Annotated in this window: 19 protein-coding genes; 2 read left to right on the plus strand and 17 right to left on the minus strand. The window is 70.2% G+C overall.

Going from position 1 to position 20,952, the window contains the following annotated elements:
• Nucleotides 1–11 precede the first annotated feature (11 nt).
• The 11 genes from PT931_RS32835 to PT931_RS32885 all read right to left on the minus strand — a co-directional run bounded on the left by PT931_RS32835 (nt 12) and on the right by PT931_RS32885 (nt 10,312).
• Nucleotides 12–2,165 carry a discoidin domain-containing protein gene (locus PT931_RS32835; protein WP_456249601.1) on the minus strand — a complete coding sequence of 718 codons (2,154 nt, stop codon included), beginning with the start codon at nt 2,163–2,165 and terminating at the stop codon, nt 12–14.
• 116 nt (nt 2,166–2,281) lie between these two features.
• Nucleotides 2,282–3,580, minus strand: coding sequence for a glycoside hydrolase family 36 protein (locus PT931_RS32840; protein ID WP_456249602.1), 1,299 nt, complete (start codon nt 3,578–3,580; stop codon nt 2,282–2,284).
• A 3-nt stretch (nt 3,581–3,583) separates the two neighbouring features.
• Nucleotides 3,584–4,507 (minus strand): carbohydrate ABC transporter permease, encoded by a 924-nt coding sequence (locus PT931_RS32845; protein ID WP_456249603.1) that lies wholly within the window; start codon nt 4,505–4,507, stop codon nt 3,584–3,586.
• A complete protein-coding gene (locus tag PT931_RS32850) occupies nt 4,504–5,454 on the minus strand; it encodes a carbohydrate ABC transporter permease (protein WP_456249604.1) in 951 nt (316 codons plus the stop codon). Before PT931_RS32850 ends, PT931_RS32845 begins: the two co-directional genes overlap by 4 nt.
• An 11-nt stretch (nt 5,455–5,465) precedes the next feature.
• On the minus strand, nt 5,466–6,746 hold the full coding sequence (locus tag PT931_RS32855; RefSeq protein WP_456249605.1) for an ABC transporter substrate-binding protein: 1,281 nt from the start codon (nt 6,744–6,746) through the stop codon (nt 5,466–5,468).
• Nucleotides 6,747–7,129: 383 nt separating this feature from the next.
• Entirely contained in the window at nt 7,130–7,900 is a 771-nt protein-coding gene (locus tag PT931_RS32860; protein ID WP_456249606.1) for an alpha/beta fold hydrolase, read from the minus strand.
• Between the two features lie 104 nt (nt 7,901–8,004).
• On the minus strand, nt 8,005–8,391 hold the full coding sequence (locus PT931_RS32865) for a VOC family protein (protein WP_456249607.1): 387 nt from the start codon (nt 8,389–8,391) through the stop codon (nt 8,005–8,007).
• Between the two features lie 73 nt (nt 8,392–8,464).
• On the minus strand, nt 8,465–9,067 hold the full coding sequence (locus tag PT931_RS32870; protein ID WP_456249608.1) for an alkylhydroperoxidase AhpD family core domain-containing protein: 603 nt from the start codon (nt 9,065–9,067) through the stop codon (nt 8,465–8,467).
• Between the two features lies 1 nt (nt 9,068).
• The gene (locus tag PT931_RS32875; protein ID WP_456249609.1) at nt 9,069–9,368 is read right to left on the minus strand and encodes a hypothetical protein; all 300 of its coding nucleotides are present in this window, start codon (nt 9,366–9,368) and stop codon (nt 9,069–9,071) included.
• 52 nt (nt 9,369–9,420) lie between these two features.
• The gene (locus PT931_RS32880; RefSeq protein WP_456249610.1) at nt 9,421–9,906 is read right to left on the minus strand and encodes an NUDIX hydrolase; all 486 of its coding nucleotides are present in this window, start codon (nt 9,904–9,906) and stop codon (nt 9,421–9,423) included.
• A 166-nt stretch (nt 9,907–10,072) separates the two neighbouring features.
• A complete protein-coding gene (locus PT931_RS32885) occupies nt 10,073–10,312 on the minus strand; it encodes a DUF6289 family protein (protein WP_456249611.1) in 240 nt (79 codons plus the stop codon).
• A 232-nt stretch (nt 10,313–10,544) separates the two neighbouring features.
• On the opposite strand from PT931_RS32885, the gene PT931_RS32890 reads away from it, so the two are divergent.
• On the plus strand, nt 10,545–11,327 hold the full coding sequence (locus PT931_RS32890; protein ID WP_456249612.1) for a hypothetical protein: 783 nt from the start codon (nt 10,545–10,547) through the stop codon (nt 11,325–11,327).
• Between the two features lie 28 nt (nt 11,328–11,355).
• Here the strand turns inward: PT931_RS32890 and PT931_RS32895 are convergent, their stop codons facing one another.
• Both PT931_RS32895 and PT931_RS32900 read right to left on the minus strand, forming a co-directional pair.
• The gene (locus tag PT931_RS32895) at nt 11,356–15,006 is read right to left on the minus strand and encodes a caspase, EACC1-associated type (protein ID WP_456249613.1); all 3,651 of its coding nucleotides are present in this window, start codon (nt 15,004–15,006) and stop codon (nt 11,356–11,358) included.
• A 436-nt stretch (nt 15,007–15,442) separates the two neighbouring features.
• Nucleotides 15,443–16,033 (minus strand): hypothetical protein, encoded by a 591-nt coding sequence (locus tag PT931_RS32900; protein WP_456249614.1) that lies wholly within the window; start codon nt 16,031–16,033, stop codon nt 15,443–15,445.
• 167 nt (nt 16,034–16,200) lie between these two features.
• On the opposite strand from PT931_RS32900, the gene PT931_RS32905 reads away from it, so the two are divergent.
• Nucleotides 16,201–16,704 carry an SRPBCC family protein gene (locus tag PT931_RS32905; protein ID WP_456249615.1) on the plus strand — a complete coding sequence of 168 codons (504 nt, stop codon included), beginning with the start codon at nt 16,201–16,203 and terminating at the stop codon, nt 16,702–16,704.
• A gap of 50 nt (nt 16,705–16,754) precedes the next feature.
• On the opposite strand, the gene PT931_RS32910 is transcribed toward PT931_RS32905, so the two are convergent.
• The 4 genes from PT931_RS32910 to PT931_RS32925 form a co-directional block, all read right to left on the minus strand.
• Entirely contained in the window at nt 16,755–19,433 is a 2,679-nt protein-coding gene (locus PT931_RS32910) for a hypothetical protein (protein WP_456249616.1), read from the minus strand.
• A 334-nt stretch (nt 19,434–19,767) separates the two neighbouring features.
• The gene (locus tag PT931_RS32915) at nt 19,768–20,109 is read right to left on the minus strand and encodes a hypothetical protein (protein WP_456249617.1); all 342 of its coding nucleotides are present in this window, start codon (nt 20,107–20,109) and stop codon (nt 19,768–19,770) included.
• A 144-nt stretch (nt 20,110–20,253) separates the two neighbouring features.
• A complete protein-coding gene (locus tag PT931_RS32920) occupies nt 20,254–20,580 on the minus strand; it encodes a hypothetical protein (protein WP_456249618.1) in 327 nt (108 codons plus the stop codon).
• Nucleotides 20,568–20,855: a hypothetical protein gene (locus tag PT931_RS32925; protein ID WP_456249619.1), complete on the minus strand. Its 288-nt coding sequence runs from the start codon at nt 20,853–20,855 to the stop codon at nt 20,568–20,570. The genes PT931_RS32920 and PT931_RS32925 overlap by 13 nt, the downstream gene beginning before the upstream one ends.
• Nucleotides 20,856–20,952: the final 97 nt, after the last annotated feature.

Consider the following 20,952-nt stretch of genomic DNA (forward strand, 5'->3'; position numbering starts at 1 on the left):
CCAGGCCCGGGTCACGCCGGGCCCACGTCCGCGTAGTCCAGGTTGGGGCCGCCGTCGGCCGTGGTGGCGACCGCCTCGATCGTGTTCGGGCCCGCCGCCAGGGTCACGGTGAGCGATGTGTTGGCCCAGGTGTCCCAGTTCGCGGTCGGCCCGAACGCGCGGCCGGCCGCGACCACGACCCCGTTGACCTTCACGTCCATCGGGCGGTTGACCGTGGTCCCGTTGGCGTAGCGCAGGGTCAGCGTCGCGGGGCCGGCGGCCGGTGCCTGCACCGTGAACCGGACCGCGCCGCCCACCACGTTGTCGTAGTTGACGAAGCCGGTGCCGGAGTACCCGGCGTGGTTGGACTCCACCGCACCCCGGGTGACCACGGCACTCTCGGCCTCATAGCGAGGAGAGCCCGCGTAGTCGGCCCCCACCCACGCCTCGTCGACCCGCAGCCGCCTGTACCGGGTCGGATCGCTCGACGCCGCGTGCGTGGAGACCACTTCGAGCCGGACGTGCCGTGCCGTGGTCGCGGGCAGGTCCACGAACTGCACGCCCCGACGGCTCGGCAGGCTGCCCGTCCGCACCGGGGAGCCCCAGGTGGTGCCGTCGGCGGACACGTACACCCGGAAGTCCTTGATTCTGGCGGACTGTTCGGTGGCCGAACGCGGGTAGCTGACGGAGTCCTCGCGCTGGTTGATCCCGAGGTACTGGACCTTCTTCGCGGCGCCCAGGTCGAAGTGCAGCGACACCGGGGTGGTCCGGTCGCTGTCCCAGTAGGTGCGGTGGTCGCCGTCCCCGGCGGCCGAGGCGGCGTGCCCGCTGGCCGACGCGGTGGCGGTCTCCGTGACCGAGGCGGGCGGGTAGATGCCCTGCCGCCCTGCCGTCTCGACCTTGAACACCGTGTCGTACGGATCCCAACCGGTCAGCCCGGTCAGCCGCAGGCTCCCGCCGCCCTGGGTGAAGGCCACGGCCGCGCCGGTGCGCAGGTCCGACACCCGGCTGACCTGGTACCCGTTGTCCCGCACCGTCAGGGTGCCCGTCGACGGCCTGGTCAGCACGTGGACGTAGTGCAGGTCCGGGTTCGTCCGGCTGACCGTGGTCACCCCGTGCGCGCCGTCGTTCCAGGAGCCGGGTTGCAGGCCGCCGAAGCCGTAGCCGCCGCCCTCGGTGCCGCCGACGGACTCCCAGATCCGGTCGAGGTAGCCGGCCGCGAAGTCGTTGAACGCCTCCTGCTTCGGCGGGAACCGGCCGTCGACCATCGCCGTCTCGGCCATCAGGGACTTGATCGAGGAACCGGTGTTGGTGAGCAGCCGGCCGAGGGTGAGCTGGTAGTCGACGGCGGAGTCCGTGCCGCCGTACCACCACGCGCCGGTCGACGGGAGTTTGAAGTCGGCCTCGATCAGGCGGGGCGCGGCGGTGTACACGGCCTGCGGGTAGTCGTACGCCGGCGTCATGCCCGTCTTCTGCTCGTTGCTGATCATGTCCATGATCGGCGTGTCCTCGTTGTTGTTGCTCAGGGTGAAGCTCGGCCGGTCGGCGCGGATCTGCTGGTACAGCCCGTGCGACTCCCAGTAGGCGTTGTCGTTGTCGATCCAGAACCCCGACAGCTTCGGGTACCGCGCCATCACCTCGACGAAGTTCTCCTGACTGAACTCGCCGAACCCCTCGCGCCCGGTCAGGTCGACGTCGCGGCCCTTGTGCGCGGAGTAGGCGGCGGAGTCCAGCCACTCGTGGCCACCCTCGGCGTGCCACTGTGGATCGTCGGTCATGTACAGGATGACCTTCAGCCCGTCCGCGTTGGCGGCCGTGATCAGCTCGCCGAGGAAGTCCCGCCGGGTGCTGCAACTCCCCGGGATCGCCGACGGCCACGGCCGGGCGTACCCGAGGCGGCTGTGGAACGTGGCCAGCACCAGGTACCGGGTGTGCAGCTTCTTCGCCTCGGCCACCCAGTAGCCGGGGTCCCAGCCGCCGCTCGTGACCGCGTTCTCCCAGGCGGTGCAGCTGGTGTAGCCCGGGGACGTGCGCATGCCCCAGTGCAGGAACAGTCCGCCGGTGGCGTCGCGGAGGTAGGCCTGGCGCGGGTGTTCGAGCTCCGCGTGGGCCGGGGGCGCGCCGAGCGCGACGAGCAGGAGAGTGGCGAGGACGGCGATCAGGCCGGTGCGGCGGAACAGGCGCATGACTACCTCACAGTTCCCTCTGGGCAGCAATCACACAGGAAACATCACTGCCAAACACAACGAAACATATGAGTACGCCGATGCCGGGTCAACCGGACGCACCGCCCACCGGAAACCTACGTGAACGGCACCGGGGGCGGGACCGTGGCCAGGAGGTGGCGGGTGGTGTCCAGGCCCCAGCCGTCGAGGTCCGCGATCCGGTCGGAGCACGACCGCAGGCCGCCGTACCGGGCCACGACCTCCGCCCACTCCTCGCGGCGCTCCACGGCCGGGCGGACGATCAGACAGTCCGGGTCGTTGACCCAGAACCGGCCGTGCTGGAACGCCCTGCCCACCGTGGACAGCGCCGCGCCGGCCTGGGAGGGCTGGGACAGGTCGCCGTCGTGCGGGGCGTAGGACGGGTCCACGTCGGCGGACACGCGCATCGCGTCGACCAGGCCCACGCTGGGCAGGATCGGGGCCCCGCAGCCGAGGAGGTAGGAGTCGCCGATCGCCTCCCGGATGGCGCGCATGCCGGCGGTGTAGGCCTCCAGGGGCGTCGCGCCGGACCGGCGGGGGCCGGGGAGGGCGCCGGCGTACAGGAAATCGATCTTGAAGTAGTCGAAGCCGGCCGCCACCAGGCCGGTGAAGACCGTGCGGAGGTGGTCGGTCACGGCCGGGTTGGTCAGGTCGAGGCCGGACAGGTCCTGGTCCCAGTTGTGGCCGGCGTCGCCGAGCAGCCAGTCGGGGTGCTCGCGGGCCAGGTCGCTGCGAGCGCCGACCAGGAACGGCGCGACCCAGATCCCGGAGCGCCGGCCGGTGTCGCGGACCTTCGCGGTCAGCTCGGTGAGGGAGGCGAACCGGTCGGACAGGGTGAGCCAGTCGCCGATCCCGGACTGCCAGCCGTCGTCGATCTGGACGACGTCCACGGGGAGGGCCGTACGGTGGATGGCGTCCAGGTTCTCCAGGATGTCGGCCTCGGTGACCCGGGTGTAGTAGTGGTACCAGGAGCACCAGGCGGTGGGGGCCGGCCGGATCGGGCCGACACCGGCCGCCTTCGCGAAATCGTCGGCCCAGACCGCCAACGGGTCGGGGCCGGCCGCGTCGTGCCCGGTCGTGGTCACGGGGCCGTCCGCCGCGATCAGGAGCCGACCGTCGGTGAGGGTGGCGCGGATCGACGGGATGTCGCCGCCGCCCGCGTAGACCCGGACCGGTCCCCCGTCGCCCGGGTCGACCGCCAGCAGCCCCTCCCCCTGGAAACCCTGGTCGGGGGCCGGTCTGCCCGGGCGGTAGCTCATCACCCGCGTCGGCGGGCGCACGGGACGCGGCGAGGTCGCCGTCACGGGGTACCACCCGCTCGGGCTCCAGCTCTGCCAGCCGTGCTCGTAGACCCTGGCCCGGGCGGGATCCACGGTGAACTCATCGACAGGTCGCACGGCTCACTCCTTGTTGGCGCCGAGCGTCAGCCCGGCCACGAACTGCTTCTGCAGCAGCGAGAAGACGAACACGGTGGGCAGCGCGACGAGGACCGCGCCGGCCGCCAGCAGGTTGTAGTCGGTGAAGAACTGGCCGCGCAGGTTCTGCAACGCCGTGGTCACGGGCATCTTGTCCCCGGTGGAGATCAGGACCAGCGCCCAGAGGAAGTCGTTGTAGATCCAGGTGAACTCCAGCGTCGCCAGCGCGCCCAACGCGGGCCGGCACAGGGGCAGCACCACCTGCCAGTACTGCCGCCAGACGCCCGCGCCGTCCATCACCGCGGCCTCGGTCAGCTCGTGCGGGATGGTGCGCATGTAGTTGGACAGGACGAACACACAGAACCCGGTCTGGAACGCGACGTGGATGAGGATGACTCCCCAGTACGAGTCGTAGAGCAGTTCGGAGTCCGACAACTCGTAGGGCAGCGGGACCTTGTTGAACAGGGTGTACAGCGGGATCAGCAGCGCCTGGGGCGGCAGCAGGTTGCCGGCGGTGAACATGACGAGCAGCACCTTGCCGCCGGGGATCCTCTGCCGGGTGATCGCGAACGCCACGAACGAGGCGAGGAACAGGGTGAGCAGGACGCCGGGGACCGCGATGAGCAGCGAGTTGAGGTAGTAGTGCGGCAGTTCGGCGTCCTGCCAGGCCTGGGCGTAGTAGTCGAGGGTGAGGTGCCGGGGCCAGGACAGGTACCCGTACTCGGCGGTCTCCTGGTACGGGCGCAGGGAGGCGTAGACGGAGAGCAGGACCGGGGACAGCCAGCCCAGGGAGACCAGGATCAGGAAGGCGTGCAGGACGACCCGGGCGGGCCGGACCCGGGGGCGGCGGGTGGGCGGCTCGGCGGGGGGAGCCAGCACGGGTGCCCCGCTCGGCGCGACGGTGGTCATCTGGTGTCCTCCCGGAAGACCTGGACCAGGTAGAGCACGACGAACCCGAGCGAGATCGTCAGCAGGACGACGGCGAGCGCCGAGCCGAACCCGATCCGGCTGGCCTCCCCGACGATGTTGGCGCTGACCAGCACGGACAGCAGTTCGAGCCCGTTGCGGCCCTTGTTGACGACGTACACGATGTCGAAGGCCCGCAGCGCCTCGATCACGGTGATGACCAGCACGATCACGTTGATGGGCCGCATCGCGGGGAACACGACCCGGGCGAAGGTCTGCGCCTCGTTGGCGCCGTCGATGGCCGCGGCCTCCTTGAGGGTCGGGTCCACGGCCTTGAGCCCGGCGAGGTACAGGATCATCACGTAGCCGGTGTGTTTCCACGCGACGAGGGCGAGCACGGCCCACAGGTTGATGTCCGGGTCGCCGATCCAGTCGACCTCGAGCCCGCTGACCGCGTTGAGCACCCCGTCCCGGGAGTAGATCAGCTGGGCGATGAAGCCGACGACGGCCAGGGACAGGACGACCGGCAGGTACAGGGCGCTCTGGTAGAAGCGGCTGCCCCGGACGCCCTTGTCGAGGAGGACCGCGAAGAACAGGCCCAGCGGGGTGGCGACCAGCCCGAGGAACGCCAGCCAGAGCACGTTGTGCCGGATGGCGGGCCAGAAGGGCGGATAGTCGCCCACGATCTGGGTGTAGTTGTCGCCCCCGATCCAGCGCAGCGGGGACACCCCGTCCCACCGGCTGAACGACAGCGCGACCGACGCGAGGGTGGGACCCCAGATCAACACCACCTCGAGAAGTACGGGGATGCCGACGAGCAGTCCCAGCACCGCCAGGTCCCGGCGCGAGAACCGCCGGCGGCGACCCGGCGCGGCGGAGGCGGTCGGGCCGGTCGGCGTCGGCGCGCGGGTCGGCGTTTCCGGGAGGTCGGCGGAAGGGAGCTGTGCCACGGCGTACCCCTCTAGTCCTGGAAGATGTTCTTCTTCTGGCTCTCGATGTTCTTGCAGATCCCGGCGATGTCCTTCGGGTTCTTCAGGAACTCCTGGAGGCTCGGGATCATCACGGTCGTCGCGAAGTCGGGCCGGGTGTCGCGGTCCATGAACTGCGAGATGTACCGCGCCCCGCCGATCAGCTCCACGGCCTTCTTCTGCAACGGCGTGTACGCAGCCGTGTCCGCCCCCTTGTGCGTGGCCACGTTGTTGGGGTCGCTCCCGAGGTAGGCGCCCTGCGCTTCGGGTGTCGCGAAGTACTTCAACAGCTCCTTGGCGCCCGCGACGTTCTTGGCCTTCTTCGTGATCATCCAGCCGTCGATCGGCGCCTCCACCGCCTGCTGCCCGTTGGCCGGGTCCAGCTCGGGGAACGCGAAGAAGTCGAGGTCCCTGCGTTCCTCGTCGGAGAACTGGTTGCCCACGAACAGCCCGAGGACGTGCATGCCGGCCTGCTTCTTCTGCAACGCCTGCGCGCCCTCCTGCCAGGTCAGCCCGAGCGCGCCGGCCTGGGTGTGCGGCAGGACCGAGGCCCAGTTGTCGAACACGGCCAGGACCCGCCTGTCCTCCCAGGACTCCTTGCCGGCCATCAGGGCGACGTGGAAGTCGTACCCGTTGAGGCGCATGTTGAGGTAGTCGAACGTGCCCATCGCCGGCCAGCCCTCCTTGGCGGCGAACGCGATCGGGGTCAGCCCGTCGGCCTTCATCCTCGTGGCCAGCGCGCGGTACTCGTCCCAGGTCCTCGGGACCGTGTACCCCTTCTCCTTCCACACGCTCGGCCGGTAGAACACGGCCCACGGGTACAGGTAGTAGGGCACGAAGTACTGCTTGCCGTCCTGGCCGGTGGACGCCTTCCTGAACGCGTCGGTGTAGCCCCCGCCGATCTCCTTCCACACGTCGGACACGTCGGTGGCGAGGCCCTGCTGGGCGAAGAACTGCATCCGGTACCCGGCGAACCACGAGAAGACATCGTCCGGACTGCCTTTGAGGTACTGGTTGATCTGCTCCTGGAACGTCGTGTGCTCCACGGTATTGATCTTCAGCGTCTTCCCGCTCTTCTTCTCGAACCCCGCGCCCGCGTCGGCGAGGGCCTTCTTCGGCAGCGCGTCGGAGAAGTTCGAGCCGAGAGTGACGGTCGTGCCACCGGCGTCCCTGGGGCCGCCGCCGCAGGCCGTCAGCGCCGCCACTCCGGCGGCGGCCACCCCGCCGCGCAGGGCGGTGCGCCGGGAAAACGGGTGGCCGGTGAGTCGTGACATGACCCCTCCAGGGGTGAAGGATGGCGGAATCAAACGTGAACCTTCATAGATGAACAACGATTACGCCATCGACCATCGCTTGTCAACAGACTCATCCGAGCAGTATGAGCAATCGACCCTCTACAAGAGAATAAAAGCCGCGCATTGGATGCTAGACCACAGTGGTCCTCCGATGTGTGGGCACTTTTGCGCCCCGGATCGGGGTGGGCAACCCTGGACACAACGGCCCCGGGCACGCCGGAAGAGCCCAGCTATCCATCGACCGCCATGAGGTCGCAAGGGTGCTCGGTCAACGCCGGCTACCGCCAGACGGAATGCACTGCCCGCCGCTCCGACAGAGGCCAGCGCCGGGAACGGCCTCGCCAGGACCGGGCCGCGGGCGGTCAGCCCTCGCGTGCCGCCAGGATCGTGCGGACCAGGCGGGCCGGCTCCTCCAGGTGCACGTCGTGGCCCGCCGGCAGGGACGCCGTCTCCAGGAGGGGCACGTCGCTGGCGAGTTCGTTCAGCACCCGGAGAATGGTCGTCCTGCGGGCCGCCATGGCGCCGACCAGGGGCTCCGGCAGATGCTGGTCGTAGACGCAGCGGTCCCCGGCGACGGTCAGCAGGGGGCTACGGGTGGCGCGGAGCGTGTCCCACACGTCCAGTTCCGCGATGGCGTCGAGGAGGCGGGCGAACTCCGGGTCGCCGTCCGCCGCCAGCTCGGCCTTGAAGGCGGTCACCGCCGCGTGCGCCGCCCGGGCCTCGTCCTCCGGGAGGTCGAAGTCCGCCGGGCCGCGGGGCGCGCCGAAGCCCTCGACGTTCACGGCCAGGGGGCACTCGGGGTGCCGGGACGCCCAGAGGGTCGCGAGCATGCCGCCGAGGGAATGCCCGACGACGGTGGGCCGGTCGAGTTCCAGCTGGTCGACCACCGCGGCCAGGTCCGCGTACGCGCCGTCCCAGGTCCACGGGGCCCGGCCCGAGCGGCCGTGTCCGCGCAGGTCCATGGCGATGACCCGGCGGCCGGCGTTCTGGAGGTGGGGCACGACCCAGCGCCAGTCCTCGAGGGCGCGGCCGCCGCCGTGCAGGAGCACCACGTCGGGGCCGTCGCCGCGGAAGTCCCGGACCGCGATCGGCACCTCGGCCGCGACGGCGGTGTCACGGAAAAGCTCAGCCATCGAGTCATGTTCACACCCGGAACGGGCCGAGAGCCAATTGTTATCAACCATTGCACTTTTACGGTGGGCAATTTCACCCGCCGTCCACTCTGGAGCAACCCGGGTCAGGCGGCGTGCTGGATGAGGTCCCAGCGGTTGCCGTACAGGTCCTCGAACACGGCGACCGTGCCGTACCCCTCGCGGCGTGGTTCTTCGAGGAAACTCACGCCCGCGGCGGTCATCCGGGCGTGGTCGGCGTCGAAGTCGTCGGAGAAGAGGAACAGGCCGACCCGGCCGCCGGTCTGGTCGCCGACCCTCGCGGACTGTTCGGGGGTGGCGGCCTCGGCGAGGAGGAGCCCCGTCTGGGCGCCCGGCGGGGTGACGACGACCCAGCGCTTGCCGTCGGGGAGGGCGAAGTCGGCGGTGAGGTCGAAGCCGACGGAGTCCACGTAGAAGGTGATGGCCTCGTCGTAGGCGCGCACGACGAGGGTCACGAGTCCGAGATGAGCCACTCCACGATCATGCCGGGTCCGGTCGGTGGCCCGCAGCCCGGTCGGGGAGACCGGAGCGCCCGGGCGCGCGTGCTCAGCGGAGCAGGAAGTCCGGCACGTGGTAGCGGTTCCTCACCAGCCGGGAGGCCATCCCCCGCCGGTCCGCGTCGCTCCCCCACCGGAAGTCCAACGCGTTGGCCAGCCGGTTCACCGTGTTGAACAGGAATCCGACATACAGCCCGTCGAGGATCGCGGTGTCCGAGACACCCGCCGCCCGCACCACCCGCACGTCCTGCGGCCGCACCGCGTCCGGCTCCAGGGTCACCTTCTCCAGCAGCCCGAACATCGCGGTCACCTTCGGCGGGAACCCGCCGTCCCGCCACTGCCCCAGCCGGTCGACCCCGGCGTCCCCGCCGAGGATCATCTCGCTGGTCCTCTCGTGCACACCGACGCAGAACCCGCACAGGTTGAGCCGGGACACGAACGCCCCGAACAGCTCCCGCTCCCCCTCGCTCCACTCCGACGGCCCACGCATCGCCGACTCCACGAACCGCAGCCAGGGGCGGCCGAACAGCTCGGGCCGGTACAGCGTCACCTTCGCCACCGGGTCCACCTGGGTACGGGACACGAGCCGCATCACCCGCAGCGCCAGGCGTTGGCGCGGCCGGTGCCCCTGGTCGAGGACCCTGAGGCGCACGTCAGTCCGCTTCCCGCACCGCACGCAGGCCGGCGTCGAGCCGCTGGGTGGCCGCCCCGACCGCGGCGGCGAGGGTCATCTCGAAGATCGCGTCCTCGGTGCACCCGGCGGCCAACAGCTCCTCGACATCGAGATCCGTCATCTGGTACGACTCCTCGCGCACCCGGGCCACGTACGCCGCCCACAGCTCGGGCAGCCGCATGCCGTAGTGCGCCGCGTCGCGGACGGCGGGGTCGGTGGCGCCGGGCGACTCCAGCACCGCGTACCGCAGGTCCATGACCTCCAGGGCATGCTGATCCATCGGACCCCCCATCGCCACCTGTGACGTTACGCTCGGTGACTCCGGGGTGGGGCTAGATCCGCTGGTAACTCCACGAGACCATCTCCCCGTCCGCGTACGGCATCACGCCGTGGAACTGGCGCGGGTCCTCGTCGAAGACCATGGGCAGCCATTCGTGGTCGCTGTCCCACATGGGGACGTCGCGGAGCCGGGTCAGCGGCACCCATTCGAGGGTGCCTTCCTCGTTGCCGCCGTGGTGCGTGCCGGTGAAGGTGTCCGCGCGGAAGATGTAGCAGAGTTCGGCCTGGCCGTCCGGGCGGAAGTTGGGCCAGAGGATGGTGCCCCGGAGGGTGAGATCTCCGATAGTGAGGCCGGATTCCTCGGTGGTTTCGCGGCGGATGCAGGTGACGGGGTCCTCGTTGGGTTCGAGGTGGCCGCCGATGCCTACGTACTTGCCTCCGTGGGTGTCCTGGTCGAGTTTGTCGCGGTGCATGAGGAGGACGGACCGGGCGTCCGGGGAGAGGATGTAGACGGTGGTCACGAGGACGGCTGTTTGCATTCCCGAGTCTGGCATGTTGGGGGCTGTTCTCGTCGGGCCCGGGTCAACCTGGTGCCGCCGGCCCGGATCGCGCCGACCGCACGGATGCCGCCCGGGTGGCGCGAATGTGGTCGGTGTGGGCGGCATCCCGGTGGTGGGACCGGGCCGGGATGCCGGTGTGCGCGTGTCAGCAGGGGGACTCGCGGAAGGTCATGTAGCTGGTGCGGGTGCCCGAGATGTACACGGACCCGTCGCACTCCTCGTACATGCTGCCGACTCTGACGGTGCGGGAGGCGTCGCTGTACCAGATGGTGGTGCAGAAGTGGTCGTAGCGACAGGCGCGGGCCTGGGCCGGGGACGCGGGGGCCACCAGGGTGAGGGTGGCGGTGGCGGCGATGAGGCCGGCGATGACGGTGCGTCGGATCATGATCAGCTCCTTACGCGGGAAACATTGACAAGACTCTATGCACTCCGATCGCGGCGCGGCATCGTCGCAATGTCTACTGAGGACTGTGTGGTTCGCCGGTGGCTCTTGATCTCCGGGGCGGGGACACTGTCCGCGCCGGGCGTCGTGCTGAACCGGTCCGCCGGTCCCGGGCTTCCGGACGTCCCGGTCGGGGGTCGGTGGCACGATGGGTTCTTCGAGGGAAGGGGGACCAGTGCGGGTCAGTTTTGCCAGTGAGTCCGGGCGGCTGGATGGGCGCAACGAGGACTGGGCGGGGGCTACTTCCCGGGTCGCGGTCGTGCTGGACGGGCTGACCGAGGCCGCCGAGACCGGCTGTGTGCACGGGACGCCGTGGTTCGTGGCGCAGCTGGGGTGGCGGTTGTCGGGGGCCGGGGAGTCGGTACCCCTCGATGAGGTTCTCCGGGTGGCGATTCGGGATGTCGCGCTCCTGCACCGGGACACGTGTGAGTTGGGGCATCCCGGGTCGCCCGGCTGCACGGTGGCGATGGTGCGGGAGCGGGGGGACGAGGTCGACTACCTGGTGTTGTCGGACGCGACCGTCGTGCTGGATGTCGGTGATGAGCCGCTGGTGGTGTGTGACAAGAGTGTCGAGAACTTCTTTCGAGACAAGGCCGCTGTCGCTGGGCAGGCCCGGGGTGGGCAGCCGCTGTATGACCTGATTCAGGCGCAGCAGAAGATCCGCAACCAACCAGGCGGGTACTGGATCGCGCAGACTGATCCTTCCGCCGCGTCCCATGCCCGGGTGGGGACGGTGAGTGGGGTTCGGGGGGCTTTGTTGATGTCGGACGGGGCTGCTTTGTTGGCGGCCGAGTTCGGGGTGTTGACGTGGGCCGAGTTGGTGGAGGTCGGGTATTCGCAGGGGCCTTCCGCGTTGATCGCTCTGACGCGGGAGTGGGAGGACCGGGATCCGGAGGGGGTGCGGTGGCCGCGGTACAAGCGGCGGGATGACGCCACGGCGGTGGTGTGCAGGTTCTGACCGGGCCCGGGGTCGGTCTCGTCCCGGCCTACGGAGTCGCCGTCAGGTTCGCCTCGGGGTTCCGCTGCTCGTCGTAGAGCCGCCACGCGGGAAGGCGCAGTGCCCGCGTGCCGTTGTCCGGGTCCCGGAGGCGATGGGTACGCAGGAGCTGGATTCGCAGGTGCTTCGCTGGATCCAGGTGCCCGTGGCCGGCGTCCAGCAGAACCGCCGTCGACCCCGTGGCCGAGGTGATGAGCGCGTCCGCGACGTACCCGTCCAGGAGTTTCGACAGTTCGACCTCGGTCCCGGGGATGCCGGACGCGTCACGGTGCAGGCGCAGGAGTTCCCGGCTCGGTTCTTCGTGTGGGGCGAGGTTCGCGCTGGTCGCGGCCCCTCGAAGGTGTCCGCCGAGACCGCCCCGTCGCAGCCAGTGGTCGTCGTCGCCGAGAACGATGAGATGCCCCTTGGCCCGGGTGATCGCCACATTCCACAGGTTGGCCTGATTCTCCAGCCAACTCACCGCCCCGGGGTTCATGCCTTCCGCGGCCACGAGCGAGAAGATCATCGCATCGCGTTCCCCGCCCTGGAAGGTGTGGACCGTGCCCACCTTCACCCGGTCCGGCTCGCGCTCCGCCCAGTGGCCCGCGATCCTCTCCTGCTGGGCGGCGAACGGGGTGACGATGCCGATCGTGCCGTCCGGCGGCAGGCTCTTCAACAGGTACTCGACGCACCTGTGCACATGCTCCACCTCGGCGGCGTTGACCCACGAGCCGCCGCTGTACGGCCTCGCGGCGTGGCCACCGACATGCCGCCAGACCAGGGGCGCCCGGTCGGTGCGGCGCAGGGCCCGGACGTCGGTCAGCACCGTCAACGCGCCGCCGTAGAAGAGCCGGTTGGAGACCTCGGCGATCTCCGGATGGCAGCGGTAGTGCTCGTCCAGGAGCAGGCTCGGCCGGCCGAACGCCCGCTCCGCCGCGTGGAAGGCGGCGTCGCGACAGAAGTTGAGGCGTCGCTCCTCCAGGAAGTCGGCACGCAGCCCGGCGTCCGCGGCGATGCTGGCTTCGTGGGCCGGCTTGAGTTTGGTGATGTGCCCCAGCTGCATCGCGTCGCCGATGATCAGCGCGCGCCGCGCCCGGAACAGCATCGGCAGGACCGAGGCGATCGAGCACTGGCTGGCCTCGTCGATGATCACGAGATCGAACAGGCCAGGATTGGGCGGGAACCTCCGGGCGGACAGCGTCGTGACGGCCCAGCCGCGCACGTGCTCCAGCAGCGCGCCGACCTTGCCCCAGTCCGAGCCCTTGCCCTGCTGCTCGACCAGAGCCCGGAGCGCCGCGCGACCCCGGAAGGCGGCGTCGCGCACCGTCTCCGCCACGAGCGCCCGGGAGGCTCCGGCGACCTGATGCTGACTCAGCCCGATTCGCTGCTCCAGTTCCCCGTCGGAGGGCGCCACCGCAGCCCGGGCCGTGTTCCACTCCAGGTCCGCGTCGGCGTACCGTGCCACGGTCTCGCACCGAGAACGTGAGGGCTCCGCGTCGAGCCCCAGCCTGCGGAGTACCCGCCTGCGTCGCCACGTTCCGAACAGCCTGGCCGCCGCCACCCGCCTCGCCCGGGACGGCCAGGTCCGCAGCTCCGGTGCGAGCCGCGCCGTCAGGTCTCCAGTCGAAAGGCCGAGTTCCGTGCTCAGCTGTTCCCTGGAACGCCCGATGACCAGAAGTCGCTGTTCGAGGTGGCCTTTGTCGGCGAGGGCCAACCGCACCTGTTCCTGACCGTCGACTGCCTGGGCGCATTCGGCCATCACCGTCGCGATCGTGCGGGTCGGCCGGGTCAGCTGGGTGAGAGCCTGGAGGGCCTCCGCCTCCCTCGTACGGTTCTCCCCGCTGCCCGTGCGGACCAGCAGTCCCGGGACCTCCCGCTCCGCGCGTTCCCAGACCTCGTCCACCGCCCGGTTGTTCGTGGAGCCGACGAGAACCTTGTCGCCGTTCGCGACCGCTGTCGCCACCAGGTTCGCGACGAGCTGACTCTTCCCGGTACCGGGTGGGCCGGTGGTCACCGTGAGCCGCTGGGTCATTGCCTCTTGCAGCACCGCGCGCTGGGCCTCGTTGGTCTGCCAGGGCGTCGCCAGGCGAAAGGGCCGAGCGGGCTGCGCCACCGGAGTGCCGAGCAGAGCCTCCAGAGCCGTGCCCTTGATCTGGCCGGGCTGTTTGAGCAGGTCGTCGAGGTCCTTGACCAGTTGCGCGGTCACCTTCTCCGCCGGCGCGGGAAACAACACCGCCACGTTGCGTGCCCCGGACACCCCGGTCAGGATGTCGATCTGCGGGTCCAGCGACTGCGGGTCGAGTTCCTGGACACAGTCCAGGCCGAAGTCGACGGCCAGCACGCCACGGGCATCGGCGGCCAGGCGGGCGTGCTGACCGGCGTGCCAGGTCTGCTGGTAGGTGGCGACCAACTCCTCCGCTTCCTCCGCTGACAGGCGCTCCCGCGCCAACTGGCGGTGCGGTTGAACCGGGCCGTAGGGCTCCAGTCGCAGCTCCCCGTCGACCTCGGTCACCGAGACCCGTCGGACCAGGAGGGGTGCGAAGCGCGGCGTGCGGGCCGGCATGCCGTCCGGGTTGGTGGTCAGGACGACCGCGGGATAGCCGCACAGCAGTTCCGAGTTGCTCTTCACCGCTGCCGCCGCGAGATCGGCGGCCTCGGGCGGTACGGGGATCGAGCCGGACTCGTCCAGGTCCCCCGACAACAGCCGCTCCGAGCCGGTCAGGCACACGTACTGCCCGGACTGGGCGTTCACCGGGAACAGCGGGGTGTCGGCGCCTTCCGCCAGGACGCAGTTCCGGTAGTAGGTGAGCAGCCGGGTCCAGTCCGCGGTGCCGTCCACCTGCTTCGTGGACGTTTCGCTCTCGCCGATCCTCGTGGGCGCCGACATCCGGGGCTTGCCGGTGTCCGCGAGCACGATCAGGTCATCGACCCCGACCGCGGACTTGACCGGCGTCTGCCGGGTCTCCTTCTCCCGATTGCGCAGCCTGGTGTTGACATGGTTGAACAGCTCGTCGACCCCCACCTTGCCGTCGCCGTCGTGGTCCGCCTGTCCAGACTCCAGCGCGGCCACGATCTCTGCGGTGAACACCGACATCGCCGGCCCGGTGGAGGTCATCCCCCCGCCGTAGGAGAGCTCACCCGGCCCGGAGGACGACAGCACGTAGACGCCCCGGCTGTTGAGCGGCGCGGCGGTGGCCGAGGCGGACTTGGTGTCCTGGGTCTGGAAACCGAGGGCGAACCCGCCACTCAGGCAGCAGTCGAGCAGTACGACCTTCTGCGGCGCGCGGCACTCCAGGAGCTGGTCGTTGACGAATCCGGCCGACACGCTGGTCTCGGCGATCCGGTCGAAGTCGGTGTCCGTGGCGATGAACTGGAACTCGCCCGTGGTCTGCGACAGGCGGGTCCCGTGTCCGCTGACGTACAGAACGGCGAGCTCGTCGGACTTCGCCTCGCCGAGGAACTCCGCGATCACCATGCGCATCTCGTCGGCGGTCAGATTGGGGGCGGTGCGCACGTACTGGAAGCCACCGATCCGCCGATCCTCCAGCACCCGGCGGACCTGCTCGATGTCCGTCAGCACACAGGCCAGTTCCGAGAATCGCGGGTCGGAGTAGACGGCGTTCCCGATCAGCAGCGCCCTACGACGCTCAGGCCGACTCATTGCCGGCCTCGGGTGGAAAGTGTGTCGTGGCTGGTCCGGGCTCCGGGGCGGTCACAGTCACTGCGGCTGGCCTGGCCACTGGGGCAGCTGCGCTCGTTGTCGGCTCGGCCACGAAACTCGTCGAGGCTTAGAGCCGCGCGCTCGTCGCCGACTCGGCGAGGGAGTGCCAGCCCCGCGTGCAGCGGGCTCTCCAGCGGAATTCTGCGCGACACTTCCCCGTCCGCCAGCGTCTCGACGATCACTGACGGCCTGCCGTTGGCCATATAGCTCCCTTGTGGATCTGCACCGATCGAATGATCCTAGCCGTTGCTTACCATCCCAAAACCGGCGCCAAGGATCGCACCTACTGTCCTACACCCGTCAGTCAAGCCGCCCGGGCCTGGCTCGACGCGAGGACGGGCACACCGGCGGTGTGCCCGTCCGCATACGTTGAGGCTTAGCCGGCGATGACCACCTGGTGGGAGGCCTCGTAGCAGGCCTCGTCGAACTGGGCCTGGGCCGCCGCACGGTAGCTGGCCGCGTTCGCCGGGTCGGCCTGGGCCCGCTTCAGGAGCAGCAGCCCGTCGACGACGTCCTCGCCGGAAGCGGTCAACCACGGCTGACGGGTACTGTCCGCCACCACCTGCGGGGTGGCCGTCCCGAGCGTGGCGACCGCCCGGTCGAAGGCGGCCGTGGCGGCGGCCTGGTAGCGGGCCTTCCTCGCCGGGTCGGTCGTCATCGCGGCCTCGCCGGTGAAGCCGATCCCGTCGGCCGTGTTGCGGACCAGGGCGTCGCCGTCTACCGGGAGGTCGGTGTCGAGCTGGACGGTGTGCTCCTGGTTCGGGTACTGCGGGGCCGTGATCACCGGGAAGGCGACCCAGCAGTACTTGTGCGGGGTGCCGTCCTTGTCCCAGTAGGTCCAGCAGAAGACGAGCAGCGGGTTGACTCCGCTGGTGCCGCCGGCGACGGCCGGGCTGGGGGCGAGGGCGACGCCGGCCATCGAGGCCAGCAGGGCGACCATGACGACGAGGCGCTGGGTGAGCTTCATGGATTCCTCCGTGAGAAGTTGTTGGGACCAGCTTCCGGACGGGGGTTCCGGTGGGCTCTCGGTGAGGTCAGGGTGGGGTGTCGTGGGGGCGACACGGCATTGCCGGGCTCCGGTGCCCGACCGGCCGACGCGGCACTTCCCCGATCCGGATGCCGGATACTGGGCAGGTGCCAGTCGTGGAAGCCACGGTCGTCGTTCCGGTACCGCCGGAGCTGGCCTTCGCCGTGTCCCAGACCACGGCACCGGTGCGCTACCGCTGGGACCGGTTCATCAGCGAGCAGCACTTCCTCGACGGGGCGACCAGACCCGACAGAGGGGTACGGACGTTCACCCGGTCGCGGCTCGGCGCGTCGATGGTCAGCGAGTACGTGTCCTACCAACCGCCGAGCCACGTGGGCATGAAGATGGTCCGCGGGCCGTGGTTCTTCGAGGTCTTCGCTGGTGGGTGGCGGTTCGCGGCGGCCGGGGAGCCGGGGCACACGCTGGCCACGTGGCGCTACAACTTCCGGTGCCGACCGGCGTTCCTCCGCCCGGTCGCCGAGCGGATCGGCACGTGGCTGCTGGGGCGGGAGATCCGTCGCCGGATCGCGGGCTACGCGCTCGGCTGCGCGGATCCGGTGGTGCTCGCCGCGGCTGGGCAGTCCCTGGGCGACGGTCCCCCGGATCCGTGACATGGCGACGGCCCCCGACCAGGGACTGGTCGGGGGCCGTCGGATGGGGACTAGTTCACGCCGAAGTAGTAGCTCACGGGTTCGGACAACGTGCCGTCCGCGGTGCGGCTGCGGACGACCAGCTCGTGGAAGTTGGATCCGGCCGGGGTCCAACTGAAGCTGGCGTTACCGTCCGGTCCGGCCTGCACCGTCACCTCCTCGCCGCCGTCGAAGCTGTACACGTACGCCGTGACGTTCGGCAGGAGCGACGTGAGGGTGAACGTGCCGGATACGCCGGCCCCGCCCGACCACTGCGACTCCGGGTACTCGGCGGAGGTCACGACCGGGAGCCCGCCCACCAGGAAGGAGTACGTCACGGACGGGGTGACCACCTCGCCCACCTGGCTGTAGACCTCCACCTGGTGCTCGCCCGGCGTCGTCGGGGTCAGCGACAGGGTGGTCACGCCGTTCGGACCGGCCTGGACGGTCTGCCAGGGCCCGTAGTCCACCCGGTACTGGTGCGACGTCACGTCGGGGCGGCCCGCCGTGATGGTGAACGTGCCGGCCTTGCCGGGCCAGCCGCTCTCGCCCTCGGTCGGATAGTCGGTCGAGGAGACCGTCGGCACCCCGGTGTTCACCGCGACCATGTACGACGTCCAGCCGGAGTGCGCGCCCGTGGCCGAGTAGCTCATCACGTGGAAGGACTGGTAGCCGGCCTGGGTGGGGGCCCAGGTCACGGTGGCGGTGCCGTCCGGGCCCGCGGCCACGGTCTGCGGGTGCGCGGGGTCGGAACCGTAGCGGTACTCCGTCACGCCCGGCATGGTGGGCGTGAAGGTGAACGTCCCCTGCTTGCCCGGGTAGCCGGTCCACACGTGCTCCGGGTAGTCCGGCGACGTGACCAACGGGCTGAGGTCGCGGACCGTGAACGTGTAGCTCTTGGCGTCCGACAGCGTCCCGTCGGCGGTACGGCTGCGCACGCTCAGCGTGTACCAGCCGCCGACCATCGGCGTGACGCTCGCCGAACCGGTCCCGTCCGGTGCCGCCGCCACCGTCTGCTCGGCACCGTTGTTCAGCGTGTACACGTAGGCCGTCACGTTCGGCATCTTCGGCTGGAACGTGAACACGCCCGTGATGCCCGGCCCGCCGGCGTTGTCGGACTCCGGATAGACCGTCGAGGTCACCTTGGGCGCGGTCGGCACGGTGAAGGCGAACGCACGCGGCGGCGAGAACACCCCGGCGGCGTTGCGGCTGCGCACGTTCAGCACGTTCTCGCCCCCGCGCACCGGGGTGACGTTGGCCTTGGTCGTGCCGGTCGGCGCGGCTGCGACGGTCTGGGCCGGGCCGTCGTTGAGCCGGTACTCGTAGTCGACGACCCCGGCCACGTCGGACCAGAACTCGAACTCGCTGGAGATGCCGACCCCGCCCTTGACCGGGTCGCGGAAGTCCTGGGACCACACGCCCGGCCGGGTCTCGGTGACATAGAAGCGGTACCCCGGGAAGTGCCCGTCCCAGGACTGGTTGCCCGCCCGGTCCACGGCCGTCACCATCAGGGTGTGCCCGGAGCCGGCGGTCGGGGTGAGCGTGACCGAGGCCGACCCGCCCGGCCCGGTGGGCAGCAGCGTGCCCGACGTCTCGGCCTGCTCGGGGAAGTAGGTCCGGTACTCGTACCGGACGATGTCGGTGTCGCCGTCCGGGGTGAACGTGAAGGTGCCCGGGATCCCGGGGCCACCGGTGCCCGGCCACTGGTCCATCGTGTACACCGTCGCGCTCTTCAGCGGCGGCTTCGGCGCGGTGTTGTCCACCGTGAAGTAGCAGGGCGAGGTCCACGCCGACTCGTCGGTACCGTCGAAGGACTGCACCGCCCAGGCATAGGTGCGCCCGTCGGTGAACGCCTCCCGCGCGAAGGTCACCCGCACCGGACTGGTACCGCTGGCGTCGCCCCACGGGTTCTCCCGCACGACGCGTTGCGCCGGGGCGTCCACCGGCCACACCGCGAACCGGCCGGTGATGGTGCCCCAGCCGCCGATGTCGGTGTCGGTCACCTTGGCCTCGAAGTCCAGGCCATAGGAGGAGATCGAGTAGTAGTCGCCCGGCGCCGCGCTCGCGCAGTGGCCGTTGTTGTTGGCCTTCCCCGCCGTCGGCGTACCCGGCGGCGTGTTGTACGCCACCTCGATGCCGACCGTCGGCGCGACGAACCGGCCCGTCCGGGGATCGCCCTCGTGCGACGTGGCGGTCCGCAACTCCAGGGTGATCTTGCCGGCACCGGACGCGACGGCCGCGCGCAACCGGTCGGAGATGTCCCAGGTGACCCGGCCGGCCGGGCAGCCCTCGGCGGCGGTCGGCGCGCCGAGGCGCTCCCGCTCGGCCGGCCGCTTCGCCCAGGTGGTCCTGGTGGAGATCGGGTCGGTGACCCACAGCTCGGTACGACGCGCCTGCTGGCAGTCGGGGACCTTGGTCTCCTCCGCGACGAGGGTCGCCGAGATGGTCCGCAGCCCGCGCAAAGCGACAAGATCATAGGTGAAGTACGACCGGGTCAGGTGATAGCCGGACGAGTCCATCCGGGCGCCGACCGGCGCGTTCCCGGTCGGGTTGTAATGACTGGTGACCGGCGTGACGGCGTCGACGTACGCCCAGGCGGCCGGCGTCACCGTCGTGGTGCGCGGCGGCGCGGGGTCCGCGGACGCAGGCCCGGCGACACCGGTCACGGCGCCAGCGACGGCGATCGCGAGCACCGTACTTCGGGTCAGCAAGGACCGACCCACCGAAAAGCGAGAGGGAGGCACAGCTTTGCTCCTAGAGCGAGCGGGGAGGGGTTGGTTCAACGACGCCGGGCGCCGGATCCGGCCACCCGCGCGGTCGGGCCCCGTTCCCCGTCCGAGCCAGTAGCCGGTCCACAGTAGATGCGGACGTCGTCACACACCAGCCGCTGACGGACGGGGCCGGTGAGGGGCGCGTCCGTGGGGAGGTGCGAGCGGAGCCTCCCACAGACGCCGGCCCGGAGTCCACAGGGAAGTGGGCCGGGCAGCGCGTCGAGCACGGCGCGCTGCCCGGTGCCGGGTGTGGTGGTCGAGCCGGTGCCCGGGGCTAGTAGATGACGTCGAAGTAGCTGTCCGCCTCATTCCAGCTGGTCGACGTGCCCGCCGGGCAGTAGGCGGTCGACTTGCCGACCGTGAGGGTCACGCCGTAACGGACCGTGTAGCCCGGCTTCGTGTCGTAGAAGCACCGCACCGCGGCCCGAACCTGTCCGATGTGGTCGGTGTAGCACCGGATGTAGAACGTGTCGTAGGTGACGTACCCCTGAACGCACCCGCTCACCGACTCCGACGGGTACGCCTGCGCCGCCGTCGCCGGCAGCGTGACCAGCCCTACCGCCGCCACGCCGCAGACCATCGCCGTCCGCAGCGCCCGCTTCGCCTTACTCGCCATCGAGTACCTCCCTGGAGGTGCGCACCCTGCGCACCGATGCGGTGATCCTCTTCGGGAGTGGTTTGGCAGCGGTATGTGACTGGTATTTCCCCTGCTCAGAGGTGGTGCGCGGGCGTGGGAGCAGGCACCACCGAACGCGGCGTTCTACATCCGGCCAAGAAGGGGAAGCACCAGGACCACGGTCGCCACCAGGCTGGCAAGGACCGCGACCCTCCAGGTGAGCCAGGCCCCGGCGGTGCCCCGCCCGTGGTGGGTGCGCCTGACCATGTGCCGGCCGGCCCTGACCGGGCAGCGCTCGGCCCACCAGTCCCCCGACCGTCCGCCGGCGAGATCGATGACCAGCGCGGCCTCCGTGTCGCTGAGGACAGGTCGGCCATCGACGCAACAACGACACGTCACGGGTACCACTCGCCACGCCGGCAGGACGTGGAACTCCCTGGTCGGACCGTCGAGGGTGATCACGACAGCCACGCGTTCTCGCAGATCAGCTCCGTGAACGCGGCCAGCATGTCGGGCTGTTCGAGGTCGACCGGCAGGTAGCCGTGCAGGACCATGAGCCGGTCGACGCCCGCCCGGTTCATGAGCGTGCGGCAACCGGGCGGGGCGTCGGGTCCCGGGGCGTAACCGGATCTGCCGTCCTCGTCGACGAACAGCACCGCGTCGACGTCGGTCGGCCCGTAGCTGTCGAGGAAGCCGATGATCCGGTTGCCGAGTTCCTTGCTCTGCGCCGGGGAAGCCTTGAACATGGGTGTCAGCCCTTCGGGGATAGAGGAGGCCGGGCTGAGCCCTGGACAAGCTCCCGGCCTTCTTGCCTTGTGTCGCGTGGTCAGTCGGTCTCGGGGG

The organism is Longispora urticae, from assembly GCF_053902585.1.

Excerpts from the sequence above, each read along its gene's own strand:
- PT931_RS32855 (WP_456249605.1), bottom strand. The coding sequence starts at position 6,746 with ATGTCACGACTCACCGGCCACCCGTTTTCCCGGCGCACCGCCCTGCGC.
- PT931_RS32895 (WP_456249613.1), bottom strand. The coding sequence starts at position 15,006 with ATGAGTCGGCCTGAGCGTCGTAGGGCGCTGCTGATCGGGAACGCCGTC.
- PT931_RS32900 (WP_456249614.1), bottom strand. The coding sequence starts at position 16,033 with ATGAAGCTCACCCAGCGCCTCGTCGTCATGGTCGCCCTGCTGGCCTCG.
- PT931_RS32885 (WP_456249611.1), bottom strand. The coding sequence starts at position 10,312 with ATGATCCGACGCACCGTCATCGCCGGCCTCATCGCCGCCACCGCCACC.
- PT931_RS32880 (WP_456249610.1), bottom strand. The coding sequence starts at position 9,906 with ATGCAAACAGCCGTCCTCGTGACCACCGTCTACATCCTCTCCCCGGAC.
- PT931_RS32845 (WP_456249603.1), bottom strand. The coding sequence starts at position 4,507 with ATGACCACCGTCGCGCCGAGCGGGGCACCCGTGCTGGCTCCCCCCGCC.
- PT931_RS32915 (WP_456249617.1), bottom strand. The coding sequence starts at position 20,109 with ATGGCGAGTAAGGCGAAGCGGGCGCTGCGGACGGCGATGGTCTGCGGC.
- PT931_RS32835 (WP_456249601.1), bottom strand. The coding sequence starts at position 2,165 with ATGCGCCTGTTCCGCCGCACCGGCCTGATCGCCGTCCTCGCCACTCTC.
- PT931_RS32875 (WP_456249609.1), bottom strand. The coding sequence starts at position 9,368 with ATGGATCAGCATGCCCTGGAGGTCATGGACCTGCGGTACGCGGTGCTG.
- PT931_RS32860 (WP_456249606.1), bottom strand. The coding sequence starts at position 7,900 with ATGGCTGAGCTTTTCCGTGACACCGCCGTCGCGGCCGAGGTGCCGATC.
- PT931_RS32925 (WP_456249619.1), bottom strand. The coding sequence starts at position 20,855 with ATGTTCAAGGCTTCCCCGGCGCAGAGCAAGGAACTCGGCAACCGGATC.